Genomic DNA, 17,161 nt, shown 5'->3' with positions numbered 1-17,161 from the left:
GGCGGGCGCGGGCCCGGCCGCCGCCGGTCCGGGGCGCGGCGGCCCCGGCGGCGGCCGGGCCCGCCGGGCGTCGGATCAGCTCCCGGCCGGCAGTTCCTTCAGCCGGATGTTCCGGAAGGACACCTCGTCCCCGTCCCCGTGGTTCTGGATGCCGATGTGCCCCTGCCGCAGGCTGCGCGCGGGGTCGGTGTTGGTGAAGTCGTTGACCGGCACGCCGTTGAGCCAGACCCGCAGCCGCTCGCCCTCGACGCGGATCTCGTAGGTGTTCCACTCCCCCGGCGGGTTGAGCGCCCGGTCGCGGGCCTCGAGGTCGGCGGACCGGAAGCCGTACACCGATCCGGTGGTCCGCTCGGGGACGTCGGTGGCGTCGATCTGGATCTCGTACCCGCGGTTCACCGCGGACCAGGGGTCGTCGGAGGCCGGGAAGCCCACGAAGACGCCGGAGTTGTCGTCCCCGGACATCCGCCAGTCGAGCTTCAGCGAGTACGACGCGAACTCCCTCGCCTCGTACCAGAGCATGCCCATGCCTCCGCGGGAGGTCAGGGTTCCGTCCTCCAGCGTGAAGGAGCCCGGTCCGGCCTGCTTCCAGCCGTCGGTGCCCGTGCCGTCGAAGAGCGGGGCGTAGCCGTTCTCGGGGCGGCAGTCGGCGTGGGCCGCCCCGGTGGCGTAGCGGATGCCGCCCAGCAGGTGGGCGCGGAAGGCCGGCTCCGCGTACGACTCCCGGGTGTGGCCGCCGCCGGTGTAGAAGGCGCGGCCGCCCCGCCAGGTCTGGCACCAGGCGATGGGGTGGTCCCCGCCCATGGTGCCGCCGGTGTAGGAGGACTCGTCGAGCGCGGCGAGGACGTGGGCCTGCCCGCGGGGGTTGGTGCGGTAGTTGTACCACTCGTCGGTGCGCTCCCACTCCGCGCCCAGGTGGGCGGTGGCGGGGTGTGCCCGGTCCTCGACGTCGACGGTGGCCGGCTGGATGTGCGGGTGGGAGTGGAAGTGGGCGCCGACCAGCCCGCCGTAGAAGGGCCAGTCGTACTCGGTGTCGGCGGCGGCGTGGACGCCCACGTAGCCGCCGCCCTTCCCGACGTAGTGCTCGAAGGCCCTCTGCTGGGCGGTGTTCAGGACGTCGCCGGTAGTGGAGAGGAAGACCACCGCGTCGTAGCGGGCGAGGTTTCCGCGGGTGAAGGCGCCGGCGTCCTCGGTGGCGTCGACGGTGAAACCGTGTTCCTCGCCCAGGTCGCGGACGGCGGCGACGCCGTCGGGGATGGAGTCGTGGCGGAAGCCCGCGGTCTTGGAGAAGACCAGGACGCGGCTTCCCTCGGCGCGGGGGCCGTGCGGGTCCGCCGGGGCGGCGCTGCCGGGCAGGGCCGTGGCGGCCAGCAGCAGCGCCGCGGCGCCCGCGGCGGCGGCGAGGCGTGCGGATGCGTGCATGGGGATGTCCTTCCTCGGGCGGGGCGGGCGGTCCGTCGGGTGCCCGCCCCGGCCCGCGGGAATCGGTGCGGGGAGGCTGTCCGGGGCGGAGCCGGCCTGCGCCTCCCGGATGCCGGGCCCGGGAGGCGGGGCCGGGCGGGGTCAGCCGGTGGTGAAGGTGAAGTCGTCGACGTCGTAGAGCGCCCCGCCGCCGCTGCCCTTGAAGACCAGGTAGAGCGTGGTCGTCCCGGACGGCGCCCGCTTGATGGGCGTGGTGACGTCGGTGTAGGCCTCCCAGCCGCCCGTCGGCTTCACCTCGGCGGAGCCGATCAGCCTGCCGGTGGGGGATCCGGTGCGGACCTCCAGGGTGCCGCCGGAACCGGCGGAGGCCACCCGCGCGGTGAGGGAGGTGGCGTTCCCGACGCGGTAGGGCTCGAAGGCGATCCAGTCGCCGTCGTGGATGTTCCCGACCGTCCGGCCGCCGTGGGCCGGGGCGTGGGCCACGACGCCCACCCCGTGGGAGTCGCCGTAGTGCTCGGCCTGGCGGTGCCGGGGCTGGACGACGCTCTGGTCGTGGGTGGTCAGGGCCGGCTGGCCGCCTCCGCCCAGGTCGGTGTACTCGGCGTCGAAGACCCCGAAGATGTTGGCGTTCGGGTCGTGCTCGCCGTCCGCGCTGGTCCGGATCGTGCCGGAGCAGCCGGTCGCCGAGGTGACGGGGTGTCCGTGGCTGTCGTGGCCGAGGATGTAGGTGACCTTCACCCGGGAGCAGTCGATCCTCCTGTCCTCGGGGTCGCTCACCCTCACCCTGAAGGGCACCTCGTCGCCGAAGGTGAACAGCTGCCCGTCGCCGGGGAGTTCGAGCACCACCGTGGGGGCGGTGTTGCCGACGGTGAGGTGGACGGAGGCCGAACCCGTGCGTCCCGAGGGGTCCTTCGCGGTCACGGTGGCGGTGTAGGTGCCGTTCGTGCGGTAGGTGTGGGTGGGGTTGGGCTGGGTGGACGTGGTGCCGTCGCCGAAGTCCCAGGAGTAGGTCAGGGCGTCGCCGTCGGCGTCGGAGCTGCCGGCCGAGGAGAAGGAGACCCTCATCGGGGCCCGGCCGGAGGTGCGGTCGGCCTTCGCCTGCGCGACCGGGGAGTGCCCGTCGCTGGCGTTCTCGATGCGGTAGAGCGCGGAGTTCTCGTCACCGCCGAACCAGGCGGTGCCGTAGTCCAGGACGTACAGCGCGCCGTCCGGTCCGAAGGCCATGTCCATGATCTGCGTGCCGGTCCAGGGGAAGGGGTTGACGGCCTGGACGGTGCCGTCCGCGTCGTGTTCGATGCGCTTGATCCAGCGCCGCCCGAACTCGCCTGCGAAGAAGTCGCCGTCGTAGGCCTCGGGGAACTTCACCGGGGAGTCCAGCCCGGGGTCGTAGCGGTAGACCGGTCCGGCCATCGGGGACTCCGAGCCGGAGCCGAACTCGGGGACGGAGCCGCCGTCGTAGGGGATCCAGGCGGGCTGGGCCGGGGGCAGCTCGGTGAGGCCGGTGTTGTTCGGCGAGGTGTTCCTCGGCGCGGAGCAGTCGAAGGGCTCGCCCGAGGTGCCGGTGGCGAAGTCGTAGTCGACGTAGGGGTCGTTGTCGCCGGTGCAGTAGGGCCAGCCGAAGTTGCCGGGGCCGGTGACGCGGGCGAACTCGACCTGCCCGGCGGGGCCGCGCGCGGGGTCGGCGGTGCCCGCGTCGGGGCCGTAGTCGCCGACGTAGACGATGCCGGTGGCCCGGTCGACGCTCATCCGGAAGGGGTTGCGGAAGCCCATGGCGTAGATCTCGGGGCGGGTCTTCTCCGTCCCGGGCGGGAAGAGGTTGCCCTCGGGGATCGTGTACGAGCCGTCGTCGGCGACCTTGATGCGCAGGATCTTGCCGCGCAGGTCGTCGGTGTTGCCGGAGGTCCGCTGGGCGTCGTAGGCCGGGTTGCGGCCGGCCCGCTCGTCGATGGGGGTGTAGCCGTCGGAGGCGAACGGGTTGGAGTCGTCGCCGGTGGACAGGTAGAGGTTGCCCTCGGCGTCGAAGTCGATGTCGCCGCCGACGTGGCAGCAGATGCCGCGGGTGGCGGGCACGTCGAGGACCTTCTTCTCGCTGGCCGGGTCGAGGGTGCCGTCCTCGTTCAGCACGAAGCGGGAGAGGCGGTTGACGCCGTCGAAGGGGGCGAAGTCCTCGGCCGTTCCCTCGTTGGGGGCGTCGCCGGGCGGGGTGTTCAGCGGCGGCGCGTAGTAGAGGTAGACCGCCCGGTTCCGGGCGAAGTCCGGGTCGACGCCGACACCCTGGAGTCCCTCCTCGTCGTGGGAGTAGACGGGGATCCTCCCGGAGATCCGGGTGTTGCCCGCGGCGTCGGTGATCCGGAGCGTGCCGTCGCGGGAGGTGTGGAGCACGGAGCGGTCGGGGAGGACGGCCAGCGACATGGGCTCCCCCGTCTCGGCCGCGCCCTGGGCGAGTGCGACCTGCTGGAACTCCTCGGCGGCGGTGGTGCCGCTCCGGCCGGCGGGATCGTCGCGGGCGCCGGCCTGCGGGGCGGTGAGGGTGAGGGCCGTGCCGACGAGGAGGGTGCTGGTGAGGGTTGCGAGGGCGGTGCGGAGTCTGGGCCTTTTCCTGTGCACGGGTGTCCTCCGGGGGATGACGGGGTGTGACAGGTACACGCCACCGCACCGGGGGGGGTCCGGGCGGGGGCGGGGAACGGGGACGGTGGGGGATGACCTGTACATCTCAAAGGGACCGTAACGGGCTTCACCCGATCCGGAAAGCCCTTTACCACCTGACAGGTTGACTTTTCCCTTTATATAGACAAACAACGCAAGGGCAGGGGGGATCGGCCCGGCGACACGCCGTGCCGCCGGGCTGGTCACCGGGCCGGGCTCAGTCCCCGGCGCCCCCGAAGGCCGCGTCGAAGGAGGCCGACGGCGGTTCGAAGTCGTACGCCCTCAGTCGCCCCAGGGCCTCGGGGGCGCCCTGGAGCCGGTCCATCCCCGCGTCCTCCCACTCCACCGAGACCGGACCGTCGTACCCGATCGAGCGCAGCATCCGGAAGACGTCCTCCCAGGCCACGTCGCCGTGCCCGGCCGAGACGAAGTCCCAGCCGCGCCGGGGGTCGCCCCAGGGCAGGTGGGAGCCCAGCCGGCCGTTGCGGCCGTCGAGCCGCTTCCTCGCCTCCTTGCAGTCCACGTGGTAGATCCGGTCGCGGAAGTCGTACAGGAAGCCGACCGGATCCAGGTCCTGCCACACGAAGTGGCTGGGGTCGAAGTTCAACCCGAAGGCGGAACGGCGGCCGACGGCCTCCAGGGCCCGGTGGGTGGTCCAGTAGTCGTAGGCGATCTCACCCGGATGGACCTCGTGGGCGAAGCGGACGCCCTCGGCGTCGAAGACGTCCAGGATCGGGTTCCAGCGGTCGGCGAAGTCGGCGTAGCCCCGCTCGACCATGGCCTCCGGCACGGGCGGGAACATCGCGACCAGGTGCCAGACGGCCGAGCCGGTGAAGCCGACGACGGTGCGCACCCCGAAGGCCGCGGCGGCGCGGGCGGTGTCCGCCATCTCGGCGGCGGCCCGGCGGCGCACCCCCTCGGGCTCGCCGTCGCCCCAGATCCGGGCGGGCAGGATGGCACGGTGCCGCTCGTCGATGATCGCGTCGCACACGGCCTGGCCGACCAGGTGGTTGGAGACCGCCCAGCACCTCAGGCCGTACTTCTCCAGCAGCGCGTGGCGCCCGTCGAGGTAACCGGGCTCGTTCAGGGCCCGGTCCACCTCGAAGTGGTCGCCCCAGCAGGCGAGTTCGAGTCCGTCGTAACCGAAGTCGCGGGCCAGGCGGCAGACCTCCTCCAGCGGCAGGTCCGCCCACTGCCCGGTGAACAGGGTGAAGGGTCGGGGCACGGTGTCTCTCCTTGGGAACGCGTCAGGCGGGGACGGGGGCCACCGGCGCCACCGGCGCCACGGGGGTGTAGGCGGAGTTGTTCGCGGCGCTCTCCTCGACCGCGGCCAGCACCCGCTGCACCTGGAGCCCGTCGTCGAAGGACGGCCGGGGCGGCTCCCCGGTGGCGACGGCGCTCAGCAGGTCCCGCGCCTGGTGGACGAAGGAGTGCTCGTAGCCGAGGCCGTGGCCGGGCGGCCACCACCCCTCCAGGTAGGGGTGGCCGGGCTCGGTGGCCAGGATGCGGCGGAACCCGGCGGTGGACGCCGGCTCGGTGCCGTCGTAGAGGTGCAGTTCGTTGAGGCGCTCCAGGTCGAAGACGAGCGAGCCGCGCTCGCCGTTGAGCTCGACGCGCAGCGCGTTCTTGCGGCCGGTGGCGAAGCGGGTCGCCTCGAAGGAGGCCAGCGCCCCGGAGGCGAGCCGCCCGGTGACCAGCGCGGCGTCGTCCACGGTGACCTCGCCGCGCCCGGCGCCCCCGGTGCCGGACAGGCCCGTGGCGGGCCCCTCGGGCAGCGGGCGCTCCCGTACGAAGGTCTCGGTCAGCGCGGACACCCCGGCCAGCGGTTCGCCCGCCAGGTGCTGGGCGATGTCGATGGCGTGGGAGCCGATGTCGCCCAGCGCCCCGGAGCCGGCCTGCTCCCGTCGCAACCGCCAGGTCAGCGGGGTCCGGGGGTCGGTGAGCCAGTCCTGGAGGTAGGTGACCCGGACGTGCCGCAGGGCACCGACCCGCCCGGCCTCCACCAGGCGGCGGGCCAGGGCCAGGGCCGGCAGGCGCCGGTAGTTGAACCCGACCATGGCCACCTGGCCGCGCCGCCGGGCGGCGCGGGCGGCCTCGGCCATGGCCTCGGCCTCGTCCACCGTGTTGGCCAACGGCTTCTCGCACAGGACGTGCTTGCCCGCCTCCAGGGCCGCGACGGCGATCTCGGCGTGGCTGCTGCCGGGGGTGCAGACGTCGACGAGCTGGACGTCGTCGCGGGCGATCAGAGCCCGCCAGTCGGTTTCGGCCGCGACCCAGCCCAGCCGGTCCGCCGCGGCGCGCACCCCGCCGGCGTCCCGGCCGCACACGGCGGACATCACGGGTCTGACCGGCACGTCGAAGACGTGCGCGACGGTGCGCCAGGCCTGGGAGTGGACGGCGCCCATGAAGGCGTAGCCCACCATGCCCACACCGAGGGTGGGCCGCTTGCTGCCGTTGTCGGAAGCGTCCATGGGGTCTCCAAATCGTCGTCCGCGTCGTCGGATCGGTACCCGGCCGGCCCCCGCCGGTGCGGGGGCCGTCCGGGTGCCGGTCACCTGAAGCCGGTCGGCAGGTACTGGTCGACGTTGTCCTTGGTGACGACGGCGGAGTAGAGGGTGAGCGAGGCCGGGATCTCGAACTCGGCGAGTCCTCCGACGCCCTTCCCCTGGCCCAGCGCGCGGGCCAGGTCGATGGCGGACGCGGCCATGGTGGGCGGGTAGAGCACGGTGGCCTTCAGCACGGTGTCGTCCGCCTTGATGGCGTCCATCGCGTGCTTCGACCCCGCACCGCCGACCATGAAGAACTCGTCGCGTCCGGCCTGCTGGATGGCGCGCTCGGCGCCCACGCCCTGGTCGTCGTCGTGGTTCCACAGCGCGTCGAACTCGGGGACGGCGCGCAGCAGCTGGGCCATCTTGGCCTGGCCGGACTCGACGGTGAACTCCGCCGCCTGGCGGGCGACCTTCTCGATGTTGGGGTAGTTCTTCAGCGCGTCGTCGAACCCCTGGGTGCGCTGCCGGGTCAGCTCCAGGTTGTCCAGCCCGGCCAACTCGACGACCTTGGCGTTCTCCTTGTCCTTGAGCCTCTCGCCGATGTACCGCCCGGCGTTGAGGCCCATGCCGTAGTTGTCGCCGCCGATCCAGCAGCGGTACGCCTGCGGGGAGGCGAAGACCCGGTCGAGGTTGACCACGGGGATGCCCGCGCCCATGGCCTTCAGGCCGACCTGGGTGAGGGCCTTGCCGTCGGCGGGGAGGACGACCAGGACGTCGACCTTCTTGTTGATGAGCGTCTCGATCTGGCCGATCTGCTGGGCGGTGTCGTTGGAGCCCTCGGTGGCGACCAGGGTGACGTCGGAGTACTTCCCGGCGCGTTCGGCGGCCATCTCGTTGATGGCGTTGAGCCAGCCGTGGTCGGCCTGGGGGCCGGCGAAGCCGATGGTCACCGGCTTGCCCGGCTCGTCACCGGCGACGTCGGCCTGGCGGGCCTCGGCGTCCTTCGCGTCGTTGCTCTCGTTGCTGGTGCAGCCGGTCAGGAGGGCGCCGGCGGAGACCGCGGCGGTGCCGAACAGCAGTCCTCTGCGGCTGGGCAGGGAGGGTGTGGACATGGCTGGCCCTTCGTTCGGACGTGCGGGGCTGTACTGCGGGGGCGCCCGGCGGGGCGCGCGGCGTGCGGGCGGGCCGGACGGCCCCGGGGCGGCTAGGTGGTGGAGCCGGTGCGCGCGGTGCGGTGCTGGACCAGGACGGCGGCGACGATGATCGCCCCCTTGGCGATCTGCTGGACGTCGCTCTGGAGGTTGTTGAGGGCGAAGAGGTTGGTGATGGTGGTGAAGACCAGGACGCCCAGGACGGCTCCGGTGATGGTGCCGCGGCCGCCGCTGAGGAGGGTGCCGCCGATGATCGCGGCGGCGATGGCGTCGAGCTCGTAGAGGTTGCCGTTGGTGTTCTGGCCCGAGCCGGTGAGGACGATCAGCATGAAGGCGGCGATGCCGCAGCACAGCCCGGACAGCAGGTACAGCAGCAGCCGGTGCCGTCTGACGTCGATGCCGGCCAGCCGGGCGGCCTCGGCGTTCCCCCCGACGGCGACGGTGCGGCGGCCGAAGGTGGTGCGGCCCAGCAGCAGCCATCCCGCCAGCGTGACCGCGGCGAAGACCAGCACCAGCGGCGGCACCCCCAGCACGTAGGAGTCGCGCAGCCCCAGGTCCAGCACGGCGTCGACCTCGACGACCTGGGTCTTGCCATCGCTGATCTGCAGGGCCAGGCCGCGGGCGGAGGCGAGCATGGCCAAGGTGGCGATGAAGGGGACCATCGGCCCGTAGGCCACGAGCAGGCCGTTGACCAGTCCGCAGCCGAGCCCGACCAGCAGCGCGCACAGCAGCATCCCGCCCAGCCCGAAGTCCTGGGTGGCGACCGTGGTCGCCCACACCGAGGCCAGGGCGACGATCGCGCCGACGGACAGGTCGATGCCGCCTCCGATGATCACGAAGGTGACGCCGACGGTGACGACCCCGATGACGGAGGCCTGGGTGAGGACGAGCTGGAGGTTCCCGGTGCTCAGGAACTGCTCGGGGGAGGTGACCGCTCCGACGGCCACCAGCACCGCCAGGACGCCGAGCAGGGAGAGGTGGTGCAGGTCGACCGGCAGGGACCCGGCCCTGCTCCGGCGGGACGGGGGCGCGGGGGCCGCCCCGCCCCCGGTGGGCTTCCCGGTGGGCTCCTTGGCGGGTTTCCCGGCGGGCGCGGCGCTCAGCACGGCGTGCTCCCTTCCATGACGAGGTCGAGGACCCGGTGCTCGTCGAGCTCCCGGGCGGGGGCGGTGTGGACGACGCGGCCCTCGCGCAGCACCAGCACCCGGTCGGCCAGGCCGAGCACCTCGGGCACCTCGCTGGAGACCAGCAGCACGGCGCGGCCGGCCTCGGCGAGGCCGCGGATCAGCGCGTACAGCTCCGCGCGGGCGCCGACGTCGACGCCGCGGGTCGGCTCGTCCAACAGCAGGACCCGGCAGTCGCGCAGCAGCCAGCGCGCCAGGACGGCCTTCTGCTGGTTGCCGCCGGAGAGGGTGCGCACCGGGCGGTCGGGGTCGTCGGGGCGCAGGGACAGCTCGCGGACGGCCGCGTGGGCGGCGGCTCGCTCGCGGGCGCGGTCCAGCCAGCCGCCGCGGGCGAACCGGGGCAGCGTGGACAGGGTCACGTTGCGGGTGACGGACTCCAGCATCAGCAGCCCCTGGGCCTTGCGCTCCTCGGGGGCGAGCCCGAGCCCGGCGCGGACGGCGGCGGTGACGCTGCCGGGGCGCAGGGGACGGCCGTCGACCAGGACCCGGCCGGCGTCGGGGCGGCGGGCGCCGTAGACCGTCTCCAGGATCTCCGAGCGGCCGGAGCCGACCAGCCCGGCCAGTCCCACGATCTCCCCGGGGCGCACCTGGAGGTCCAGCGGCTCGAACTCCCCCCTGCGCGCCAGCCCCTCGACCCGCAGCACGGGCTCGGCCTCCGGCGGACGGGGCGGGCGCTCGGGGAAGGCGTACTCCACGTCCCGGCCCGTCATCAGGGCGACGAGGTCGCGGGTGGGGGTGGTGCGGGCGGGCAGCCCGCGGGCGGCGGTGCGGCCGTCCTTGAGCACGGTGACGCGGTCGCCGATGCGGCGGATCTCCTCCATCCGGTGGGAGATGTACAGGACGGCGACGCCGTCGGCGGTGAGGGCCTCCACGACCCGGAAGAGGCCCGCGACCTCGTCGGGCCCGAGCGCGGCGGACGGCTCGTCCATGACGATCAGGCGTGCCTCGTGGGAGAGGGCGCGGGCCATGGAGACGATCTGCTGTCCGGCCGCGGGCAGGGCGCCGACGGGGGTGTCCGGGTCGATCCCGCCGTGGCCGAGCCGCTGTAGGAGGGCCGCGGTGCGGGCGCGGGCCTCGCGGGCCCGGACGAAGCCGGCGGTGGCCGTCTCGTGGCCGAGGAAGACGTTCTCGGCCACCGACAGGTGCTCCACCAGGTCCAGTTCCTGGTAGATGGTGGCGATGCCCAGCCGTACGGCGGCGACGGGCGATCTCGGGCGGACCGCTTCGCCGCGCCAGGTGATCTCGCCGCCGTCGGGCCGGTGGGCGCCGGCGATCACCTTGATCAGGGTGGACTTGCCGGCGCCGTTCTGGCCCAGCAGGCAGTGCACCTCTCCGGCCGTGACGTCGAGGTCGACCCCGTCGAGGGCGCGGACGCCGGGGAAGGACTTGGTGATGCCGGACATCGTCAGCAGGGGGGCCGGGCTCGGTGCCGGGTCCGGGGGGACGTGCTCTGGTGCCATGGCGGGCTCCTCGGCTGGTGCGGCCGGTGAGGTGGGCGGGGCGGGTTCGGGGCAGGGCGGAGCGCGCACGCGGCCGGGCGTGGTGTGCGGCTCGCGGCGGGTTCGGCGGTACGGCGGTGCGGCGGTGCGGCGGTGCGGCGGATGCGGCACGGTGGTGCCGCGCCGGCGGGGTGGCGGGTGGTGCGGCTCGGGTGCGTTGGCGGTGCGCCGGGGGCGGGGTCGGACGGGTGGAGCCGTGGCCGGTGGTCAGGCCGGGGAGAACAGGTGGTCGCTGATGAGCCGGGCCGCGCCGGTGACTCCGGCGACGGCGCCCAGTTCGCCGAGGACGATGGGGAGGTTTCCGGTGGCCAGGGGCAGGGACTGGCGGTAGACCTGGGTGCGGATGCTGGCGAGCAGGTTGTGGCCGAGTCCGGTCACGCCGCCGCCGATCACCACCAGGCCGGGGTTGAAGAAACTGACGAGGCCCGCGATGACCTGGCCGATGCGGTTGCCGCCGCCGCGGATGAGTTCGAGGGACGCGGTGTCCCCCGCCGCCGCGGCGGCCGCCACGTCGGCGGCCGTCAGCCGTCCCGCCGCCCGGAGGCGGGATTCCAGCTCCGGCGAACGGCCCTCCCGGGCGGCGTCCTCGGCGTCGCGCGCCAGCGCCGCGCCGCCGAAGTACGCCTCCAGGCAGCCGCGGTTGCCGCAGGCGCACTGGCGGCCCTGCGGACCGTGCTCGACCTGGATGTGCCCGATGTCGCCGGCGCTGCCCGTCGCCCCCCGGTACACCTCGCCGCCCGCGACGATGCCGCAGCCGATACCGGTGCCGATCTTGACGCAGAGGAAGTCCTGCACCGACCGGGCCACGCCCGCGTGCCGCTCCCCCAGCGCCATGAGGTTCACGTCGTTGTCGACCATGACGGGGCAGCCCAGTTCCTGGCTGAGCGCCTCGCGCACGGGGAAGCCGTCCCAGCCGGGCATGATCGGCGGCGCGACCGGGACGCCTTCGGGGAAGCGGACCGGCCCGGGCACTCCGATGCCCGCGCCGTCGAAGCCCTCGGCCACTCCCGTGGCGCGGAGCTTGGCGGCCATGGCCAGGGCCTGCTCGAAGACGGCGACCGGCCCCTCCCGTACGTCCATGGGCTGGTTGAGGTGGCCCAGGACCTCCAGTTCGGCGTTGGTGACGGCCACGTCGACCGAGGTGGCGCCGATGTCGACGCCGAGGAAGCGCAGCTGGGGGGCGAGCCGGATGTTGTGGGAGCGGCGTCCGCCGCGCGAGGCGGCGAGCCCGTCGGCGACCACGAGGCCGGTCTCCAGCAGGCGGTCGATCTCCACGGCGAGCTTGGAGCGGGAGAGCTCGACCCGGTCGCCCAGCTGTGCGCGGGAGCTGGGGCCCCCGTCGCGCAGCAGACGGAGCAGTCGGGCCTGGTGTGCGTTCGCGGGTCGTGCCGTCATCCGCCTCACGCCGCCCTCCCTCCCGGCTCGTGCTGGGGAATGCCGCATCGTTCCGGCCCCGGTGAACGTCCTTGGTTCCGCCGGGCTTTCACGGGGGAACATAGCAGCGCCCGCCGGAACGGGGAAGAAGTTGTGCACGGTTCTGCTTCCACTTTCTCCGTTCCCAGGACAAAGCCGGATGCGGCTCCGTTCCGGCGAGGGGCGCCCCCGCAGCCGGCCCGGACGGCCTCCTCGGCCCCCTCACCTCCGGCGTCCCGCACACCCGCCGAGCGCCGGCGCCGCCCGCCACCCGCCGCCGGAGAGAAATGCAGCTTTTGTCCGATTACTCTGGAGGGGTGGGCCCTCGTCCGACACCCGCGGGGAGCGGCCGCCGCCGGCGGCCGCCCGAAGCCAGGCTGCGCGCGGAGATCCTCGCCTCCTGGCAGCGCTCCCAGCGGCTGGGCATCGACCGCGAGGGCGCGCAGCTGCCGGTCGAGAGGGATCTCGACCCCGAGACGCGCCTGGTCAGGGCCGCCGCCCCGGTGCTGGAGCGCCTGTACGAGCGCTTCTCCGACCTGCCCGTCACCGTGGCGCTGGCCGACGCCCGGGCGGTCATCGTGGACCGGCGCGGGGACCCCAAGGGCCTGGAGCTCATGGACGCCGCCTTCCTGGTGCCCGGCGCCAACGTCGACGAGCGGTTCATGGGGACCAGCAGCGTCAGCATGGTGCTGAGCACCATGGCGCCGTTCGTGGTCGTCGGCCACGAGCACTTCCTGCACAACCTCAAGGCGCTGACCTGCATGGCCGCCCCCGTCCGCGACCCGGTGGGCGGAACCGTGCAGGGCGCGGTCAACCTCTCCGTGCCCATGGAGATGGCCGATCCCGGCATGGCGCTGGCGCTCCAGGGGGCCACGGACCGCATCGGCGAGCGGCTGCTGGAGCTGAGCACGGCCAGGGAGCGCGCCCTGGTGGACGCCTTCCTCCACGCCAGGAGGCAGGGCCGCCACGCGGCCGTCGACCTCCGCTCCGGGAGGCTGGAGGACGCCCGCGGAACGGCGCCCGAGCTGACCCGCCGGGAGCACCTGGCCCTGATGGAGGCCGCCACCGAGCTGATCTCCTCCGGTGGGGCGGCGCTCAGCGAGGTGCCGCTGGCCGGCGGCCGGGTGGCGGTGCTGCGCCGCAGGCGGCTGCACCACGGCGACGCCGAGGGGGCGGCCGTGGAGGTCAGCTTCCACGGCGCGAACGGCGGTTACGGCCTCGCCGCCGGGGCCGGAACCGGTGCGGAGGCCCCCTCCCCCGCCACGGCGGTCGCTCCGGACCACCGCCGGGTGCCCCTGCTGCGCCCGTCCGCCCTCTCCCCGGCGCTCCGCGGGGCACCCGGAGGGGACCGCGCGCCGGCCGTGCCCGTCCCGGGCGGATCCGCGCCGGACGGTGGTGCCGCGCCGGACGGCGCGCGCGGACCGGACGGTGGTGCCGGGCCGGACGGCGCGCGCGGACCGGACGGTGGTGCCGGGCCGGACGGTGGTGCCGGGCCGGACAGTGGTGCCGGGCCGGACGGCGAGCCGGGTGGCCGGTCCGACGCATGGCCGCTGCTGGTGGGGGAACCGGGGGTCGGCCGGCTCGCCGTCGCGGCGCGCAGGCGCCTGTCGCTGCTCAACGAGGCCGGTACGCGCGTCGGCACCACGCTGGACGTGCGGCGCACCGCCGCGGAGCTGACGGAGATCGCGGTGCCGGAGTTCGCCGACGTCGCCGTGGTGGACCTGTTCGAGGACGTCCTGGCCGGCCGGGAACCGCGGCCGGGGCCGTCCGGCACCGGCACGGTGATGCGCCGGGTGGCCGTCCGGGCCGCCGAGGACGCCGCCGTCCGGGCCGCCGAGGACACCGCCGCCCGGGCCGCCGAGGACACCGCCGCCCGGGCCGAAGGGGACCGGGCCGAAGGGGAGGGCGTCACCGTGGGCTACCCGGCCGGCACGCCCCAGGCGCGCTGTCTGGACGCCGGCCGCCCCGTGGCGGACTCGGTGCTGACCGCCGCCCTGGCCGACCCCGCCGCGGAGGGCGGGCACCCCGTCGGGCTGCTCGGCCAGGGGGCGCATACGTACCTGGGCGCCCCGCTGCGCGCCGGGAACGCGGTCCTGGGGCTGGTCGGCTTCTACCGCCGCGGCAGGGACCGGCCCTACGAGGAGGACGACCTGACGCTGGCGGGCGAGCTGGCCGCCCGCACCGCGATGAGCGTGGACAACGCCCGCCGCTTCGCCCGGGAGCGCGACGCCTCGCTGACCCTGCAGCGCAGCCTGCTGCCGCGGGAGATGCCCCGGCTGACCGCCGCCGACCTCGCCTTCCGCTACCTGCCCGCCGATCCCGGCACCGGGGTGGGCGGGGACTGGTGCGACGCGATCCCGCTCTCCGGGCTGCGCGTGGCCCTGGTCGTCGGCGACGTGGCGGGCCACGGGCTCCAGGCGGCGGCCACCATGGGCCGGCTGCGCACGGCGGTGCGCACCCTGGCCGACCTGGACCTGCCGCCCGAGGAGGTGCTGGCCCACCTGGACGACCTGGTCGGCCGCTCCCCCGGTGACCCGGCCATGGCGGCGACCTGCCTGTACGCGGTGTACGACCCGGTGTCCTGCCGGTGCACGGCCGCCGTGGCCGGGCATCCGCCGCCCGTCGTGGTGCCGCCGCGGGGCGGGCCGCGCCTGCTCGACCTGCCCACCGGCCCGCCGCTGGGGTTCGGCAGGCTCCAGCCGTACGAGTCCGCCACCGTCGGCCTGCCCGCGGGGAGCCTGCTGGCCCTGTACACCGACGGCCTCCTGAAGGAGGGGCGCGCCTACGGGGCCACCGATGCGCGCACCGGGCGGCTGCTGGAGGTGCTGCGCGACACGCCGCCGTCGCTGGAGGCGTCCTGCGACCGCGTCACGGAGGCGCTGCTGCCCGGCGGCTCCCGCGACGACGTGGCCCTGCTGCTGGCCCGCGTGCGCGCACTGCCCGAGGACCGGGTGGCCTCCTGGGAGCTGCCCGCCGACCCGTCGGTGGTGGCCGAGGCCAGGGCGGTGACGAGGCGGCGGCTCGACGCGTGGGGGCTCGCGGACCTGGAGTACGGCACCGGCCTGGTGGTCAGCGAGCTGGTGACCAACGCGGTGCGGTACGGGGGCGGGGGCCCGGTCTGCCTGCGGCTGCTGCGCGACGACGACGCGCTGATCTGCGAGGTCTCCGACCGCAGCAACTCCTCCCCGCGCATCCGGCGCGCCGCGGTGACCGAGGAGGGCGGGCGGGGCCTGTTCCTGGTCGCCCGGTTCACCAGGAACTGGGGCGCCCGGTTCATGCCGCAGGGCAAGACGGTCTGGGCCGAGCAGGCGCGGCACCCGGAGGCGCAGGAGCCGGAGGCGGACGAGCGGATGCTGCTGGCCGCCTTCGACGACCCCGGCTGACGGCCCCGGAACGGGCCGGGGGCCGGGGCCGCCGCACCTCCGGCGCCCCGGTGCGCCCCGGCGGCCGCCGGGCGGGTGGGTTCCTCAGGGCTTGCGTCCCACTGCCCCGAACTGGGCGACCTCCGGGGGCTCCGCACCGCCGTCCGCCGTCTCGGGCCGCCAGCGGGCGCAGGAGACGATGCCGGGCTCCAGCAGCTCGGTGCCCTCGAAGAAGGAGGCGACCTCCGCCCTGCTCCGGGCGGTGATCGGAGGCGTGGCGTTCTCGTTCCAGAACCGCATCGCCTCGGCGTTCGCCGCCCCGCCGAGCTCCAGCGTGGGATGGGTGACGGCCAGGTGGCTCCCGGACGGGACGGCGTCCAGCAGCCGCCTGACGACCGCCCGTGCGCGGCCGGTGTCGGGGACGAAGTTCAAGATGCCCAGCATCATGATCGCCACGGGCCGGGTGAAGTCCAGCGTCTCCGACGCGGCGCGCAGGATCGTGTCCGGATCGTGCACGTCCGCGTCGATGTAGTCGGTGGCGCCCTCGGGGGAGCTGGTGAGCAGGGCACGGGCGTGCACCAGCACCACGGGGTCGTTGTCGACGTAGACGATCCGGCTCCCGGGCGCGATGCGCTGGGCGACCTCGTGGGTGTTCTCGACCGTGGGCAGCCCGGTGCCGATGTCCAGGAACTGCCGGATGCCCGCCTCCCCGGCCAGGTACCGCACCGCGCGTCCCAGGAAGGCCCGGTCGGCGCGGGCCACCTCGCGGATGGCGGGGTACATGCCGACGACGTGGTCGCCGACCCTGCGGTCCACCGCGTAGTAGTCCTTGCCGCCCAACCAGTAGTTCCACACCCGGGCGTTGTGCGCCACGTGCTCGTTCACCGTGGCCGGACCGCTGCCGCTCTCCCTCACGCCTTCTCCCGCCCTCGTCCCGCGGACTGCGCCGCGGCGGGTGCCGCGGCGTCCGCGCCCATGCTTCCGGGTACCGCCGGGAAAGATCAACCGGATCGCGGCACCTTCCGGGCGGATTCGCGGCGGCCGCCCGTCCCGGAGCGGGACGGGCGGGCGGGCGTCAGGCCGGGCTGCCGGCCCCCACCGGCTGCCGTGCCCCGCGGCGCGCGGCGGGCACCACCAGCGGGGTCCCGGTCTCCGGGTCGTCGATGACCCGGCAGGGCAGGCCGAAGACCTCCTCCACCAGTTCGGCGGTGACGATCCGCGAGGGCGGCCCCGCGGCGACGACCCGCCCGTCGCGCATGGCGATCAGGTGGGTGGCGTAGCGGGCCGCGTGGTTGAGGTCGTGGAGGACGGCGACCAGGGTGCGGCCCTCCTCCTCGTGGAGGCGGGCGCACAGGTCCAGGACGTCGATCTGGTGGGCGAGGTCGAGGTAGGTGGTCGGCTCGTCCAGCAGCAGCAGAGGGGTCTGCTGGGCCAGGGCCATGGCGATCCACACCCGCTGCCGCTGCCCGCCGGAGAGTTCGTCGACGGCGCGGTCGGCGAGTTCGGCGACCCCGGTGGAGGCCATGGACTCGGCGACGACGCGCTCGTCCTCGGCCGACCACTGGCGCAGCAGCCCCTGGTGCGGGTAGCGGCCGCGGGAGACCAGCTCGGAGACGGAGATGCCCTCGGGCGCGACGGAGGACTGCGGCAGCAGGCCGAGGGTGCGGGCGACCTGCTTGGCGTTGAGCGAGGAGATGTCCCTGCCGTCCAGGAGCACCGTGCCGGCGGCCGGCCTGAGCATCCGGGACAGGGCGCGCAGCAGGGTGGACTTGCCGCAGGCGTTGGGGCCGATGATGACGGTGAAGGAGTGGTCGGGGATCGCGACCGTGAGGTCCTCGGCGATCGTCCGCCGGTCGTAGGCGAGGGTGAGGCCCTCGCCGCCCAGCCTGGTCTCCCCGGCCGCCGCGGGGGCGGTGCGGTTGCCCTGCGTCATCGGTTCTGCTCCGTTCTGGGGGTGTCCGCCGTCGGTGTCCGCCGTGGTGCGGAGGGGGTGCGCGG

The 17,161-nt window shown here is 74.6% G+C and carries 11 protein-coding genes; 1 reads left to right on the top strand and 10 read right to left on the bottom strand.

Annotation, left to right across the window (positions count from 1 at the left end):
- Positions 1 to 75: 75 nt before the first annotated feature.
- From ACFSJS_RS08000 to ACFSJS_RS07965, 8 genes are all read right to left on the bottom strand, one after another.
- Positions 76 to 1,419, bottom strand: coding sequence for a ThuA domain-containing protein (locus tag ACFSJS_RS08000; RefSeq protein ID WP_380898287.1), 1,344 nt, complete (start codon positions 1,417 to 1,419; stop codon positions 76 to 78).
- 141 nt (positions 1,420 to 1,560) lie between these two features.
- The gene (locus ACFSJS_RS07995) at positions 1,561 to 4,026 is read right to left on the bottom strand and encodes a PQQ-dependent sugar dehydrogenase (protein ID WP_380898285.1); all 2,466 of its coding nucleotides are present in this window, start codon (positions 4,024 to 4,026) and stop codon (positions 1,561 to 1,563) included.
- Between the two features lie 256 nt (positions 4,027 to 4,282).
- Positions 4,283 to 5,290 carry a sugar phosphate isomerase/epimerase family protein gene (locus ACFSJS_RS07990; RefSeq protein WP_380898283.1) on the bottom strand — a complete coding sequence of 336 codons (1,008 nt, stop codon included), beginning with the start codon at positions 5,288 to 5,290 and terminating at the stop codon, positions 4,283 to 4,285.
- 22 nt (positions 5,291 to 5,312) lie between these two features.
- A complete protein-coding gene (locus ACFSJS_RS07985) occupies positions 5,313 to 6,536 on the bottom strand; it encodes a Gfo/Idh/MocA family protein (RefSeq protein ID WP_380898281.1) in 1,224 nt (407 codons plus the stop codon).
- 80 nt (positions 6,537 to 6,616) lie between these two features.
- Positions 6,617 to 7,666, bottom strand: a complete 1,050-nt coding sequence (locus tag ACFSJS_RS07980; protein ID WP_380898279.1) for a substrate-binding domain-containing protein — start codon at positions 7,664 to 7,666, stop codon at positions 6,617 to 6,619.
- A 92-nt stretch (positions 7,667 to 7,758) separates the two neighbouring features.
- Positions 7,759 to 8,808 carry an ABC transporter permease gene (locus ACFSJS_RS07975; protein WP_380898347.1) on the bottom strand — a complete coding sequence of 350 codons (1,050 nt, stop codon included), beginning with the start codon at positions 8,806 to 8,808 and terminating at the stop codon, positions 7,759 to 7,761.
- Positions 8,805 to 10,349: a sugar ABC transporter ATP-binding protein gene (locus ACFSJS_RS07970; RefSeq protein ID WP_380898277.1), complete on the bottom strand. Its 1,545-nt coding sequence runs from the start codon at positions 10,347 to 10,349 to the stop codon at positions 8,805 to 8,807. The genes ACFSJS_RS07975 and ACFSJS_RS07970 overlap by 4 nt, the downstream gene beginning before the upstream one ends.
- A 246-nt stretch (positions 10,350 to 10,595) precedes the next feature.
- Positions 10,596 to 11,783, bottom strand: coding sequence for an ROK family transcriptional regulator (locus tag ACFSJS_RS07965; RefSeq protein WP_380898275.1), 1,188 nt, complete (start codon positions 11,781 to 11,783; stop codon positions 10,596 to 10,598).
- A gap of 335 nt (positions 11,784 to 12,118) precedes the next feature.
- On the opposite strand from ACFSJS_RS07965, the gene ACFSJS_RS07960 reads away from it, so the two are divergent.
- Complete coding sequence (locus ACFSJS_RS07960) at positions 12,119 to 15,184, top strand: SpoIIE family protein phosphatase (protein ID WP_380898273.1); 3,066 nt, start codon at positions 12,119 to 12,121, stop codon at positions 15,182 to 15,184.
- A gap of 84 nt (positions 15,185 to 15,268) precedes the next feature.
- Here ACFSJS_RS07960 and ACFSJS_RS07955 read toward each other — a convergent pair whose 3' ends face one another.
- Positions 15,269 to 16,078: an SAM-dependent methyltransferase gene (locus ACFSJS_RS07955; RefSeq protein ID WP_380898271.1), complete on the bottom strand. Its 810-nt coding sequence runs from the start codon at positions 16,076 to 16,078 to the stop codon at positions 15,269 to 15,271.
- A gap of 160 nt (positions 16,079 to 16,238) precedes the next feature.
- Positions 16,239 to 17,096: an ABC transporter ATP-binding protein gene (locus tag ACFSJS_RS07950; protein WP_380898345.1), complete on the bottom strand. Its 858-nt coding sequence runs from the start codon at positions 17,094 to 17,096 to the stop codon at positions 16,239 to 16,241.
- Positions 17,097 to 17,161 lie beyond the last annotated feature (65 nt).

Source organism: Streptomyces desertarenae (assembly GCF_042681365.1).
Taxonomy (GTDB): domain Bacteria; phylum Actinomycetota; class Actinomycetes; order Streptomycetales; family Streptomycetaceae; genus Streptomyces; species Streptomyces desertarenae.
Note: the sequence above shows the minus strand (reverse complement) of the source record. Positions and strands in the feature narration are given on the sequence as shown.

Excerpts from the sequence above, each read along its gene's own strand:
- ACFSJS_RS08000 (WP_380898287.1), bottom strand. The coding sequence starts at position 1,419 with ATGCACGCATCCGCACGCCTCGCCGCCGCCGCGGGCGCCGCGGCGCTG.
- ACFSJS_RS07985 (WP_380898281.1), bottom strand. The coding sequence starts at position 6,536 with ATGGACGCTTCCGACAACGGCAGCAAGCGGCCCACCCTCGGTGTGGGC.
- ACFSJS_RS07980 (WP_380898279.1), bottom strand. The coding sequence starts at position 7,666 with ATGTCCACACCCTCCCTGCCCAGCCGCAGAGGACTGCTGTTCGGCACC.
- ACFSJS_RS07970 (WP_380898277.1), bottom strand. The coding sequence starts at position 10,349 with ATGGCACCAGAGCACGTCCCCCCGGACCCGGCACCGAGCCCGGCCCCC.
- ACFSJS_RS07965 (WP_380898275.1), bottom strand. The coding sequence starts at position 11,783 with ATGACGGCACGACCCGCGAACGCACACCAGGCCCGACTGCTCCGTCTG.
- ACFSJS_RS07950 (WP_380898345.1), bottom strand. The coding sequence starts at position 17,096 with ATGACGCAGGGCAACCGCACCGCCCCCGCGGCGGCCGGGGAGACCAGG.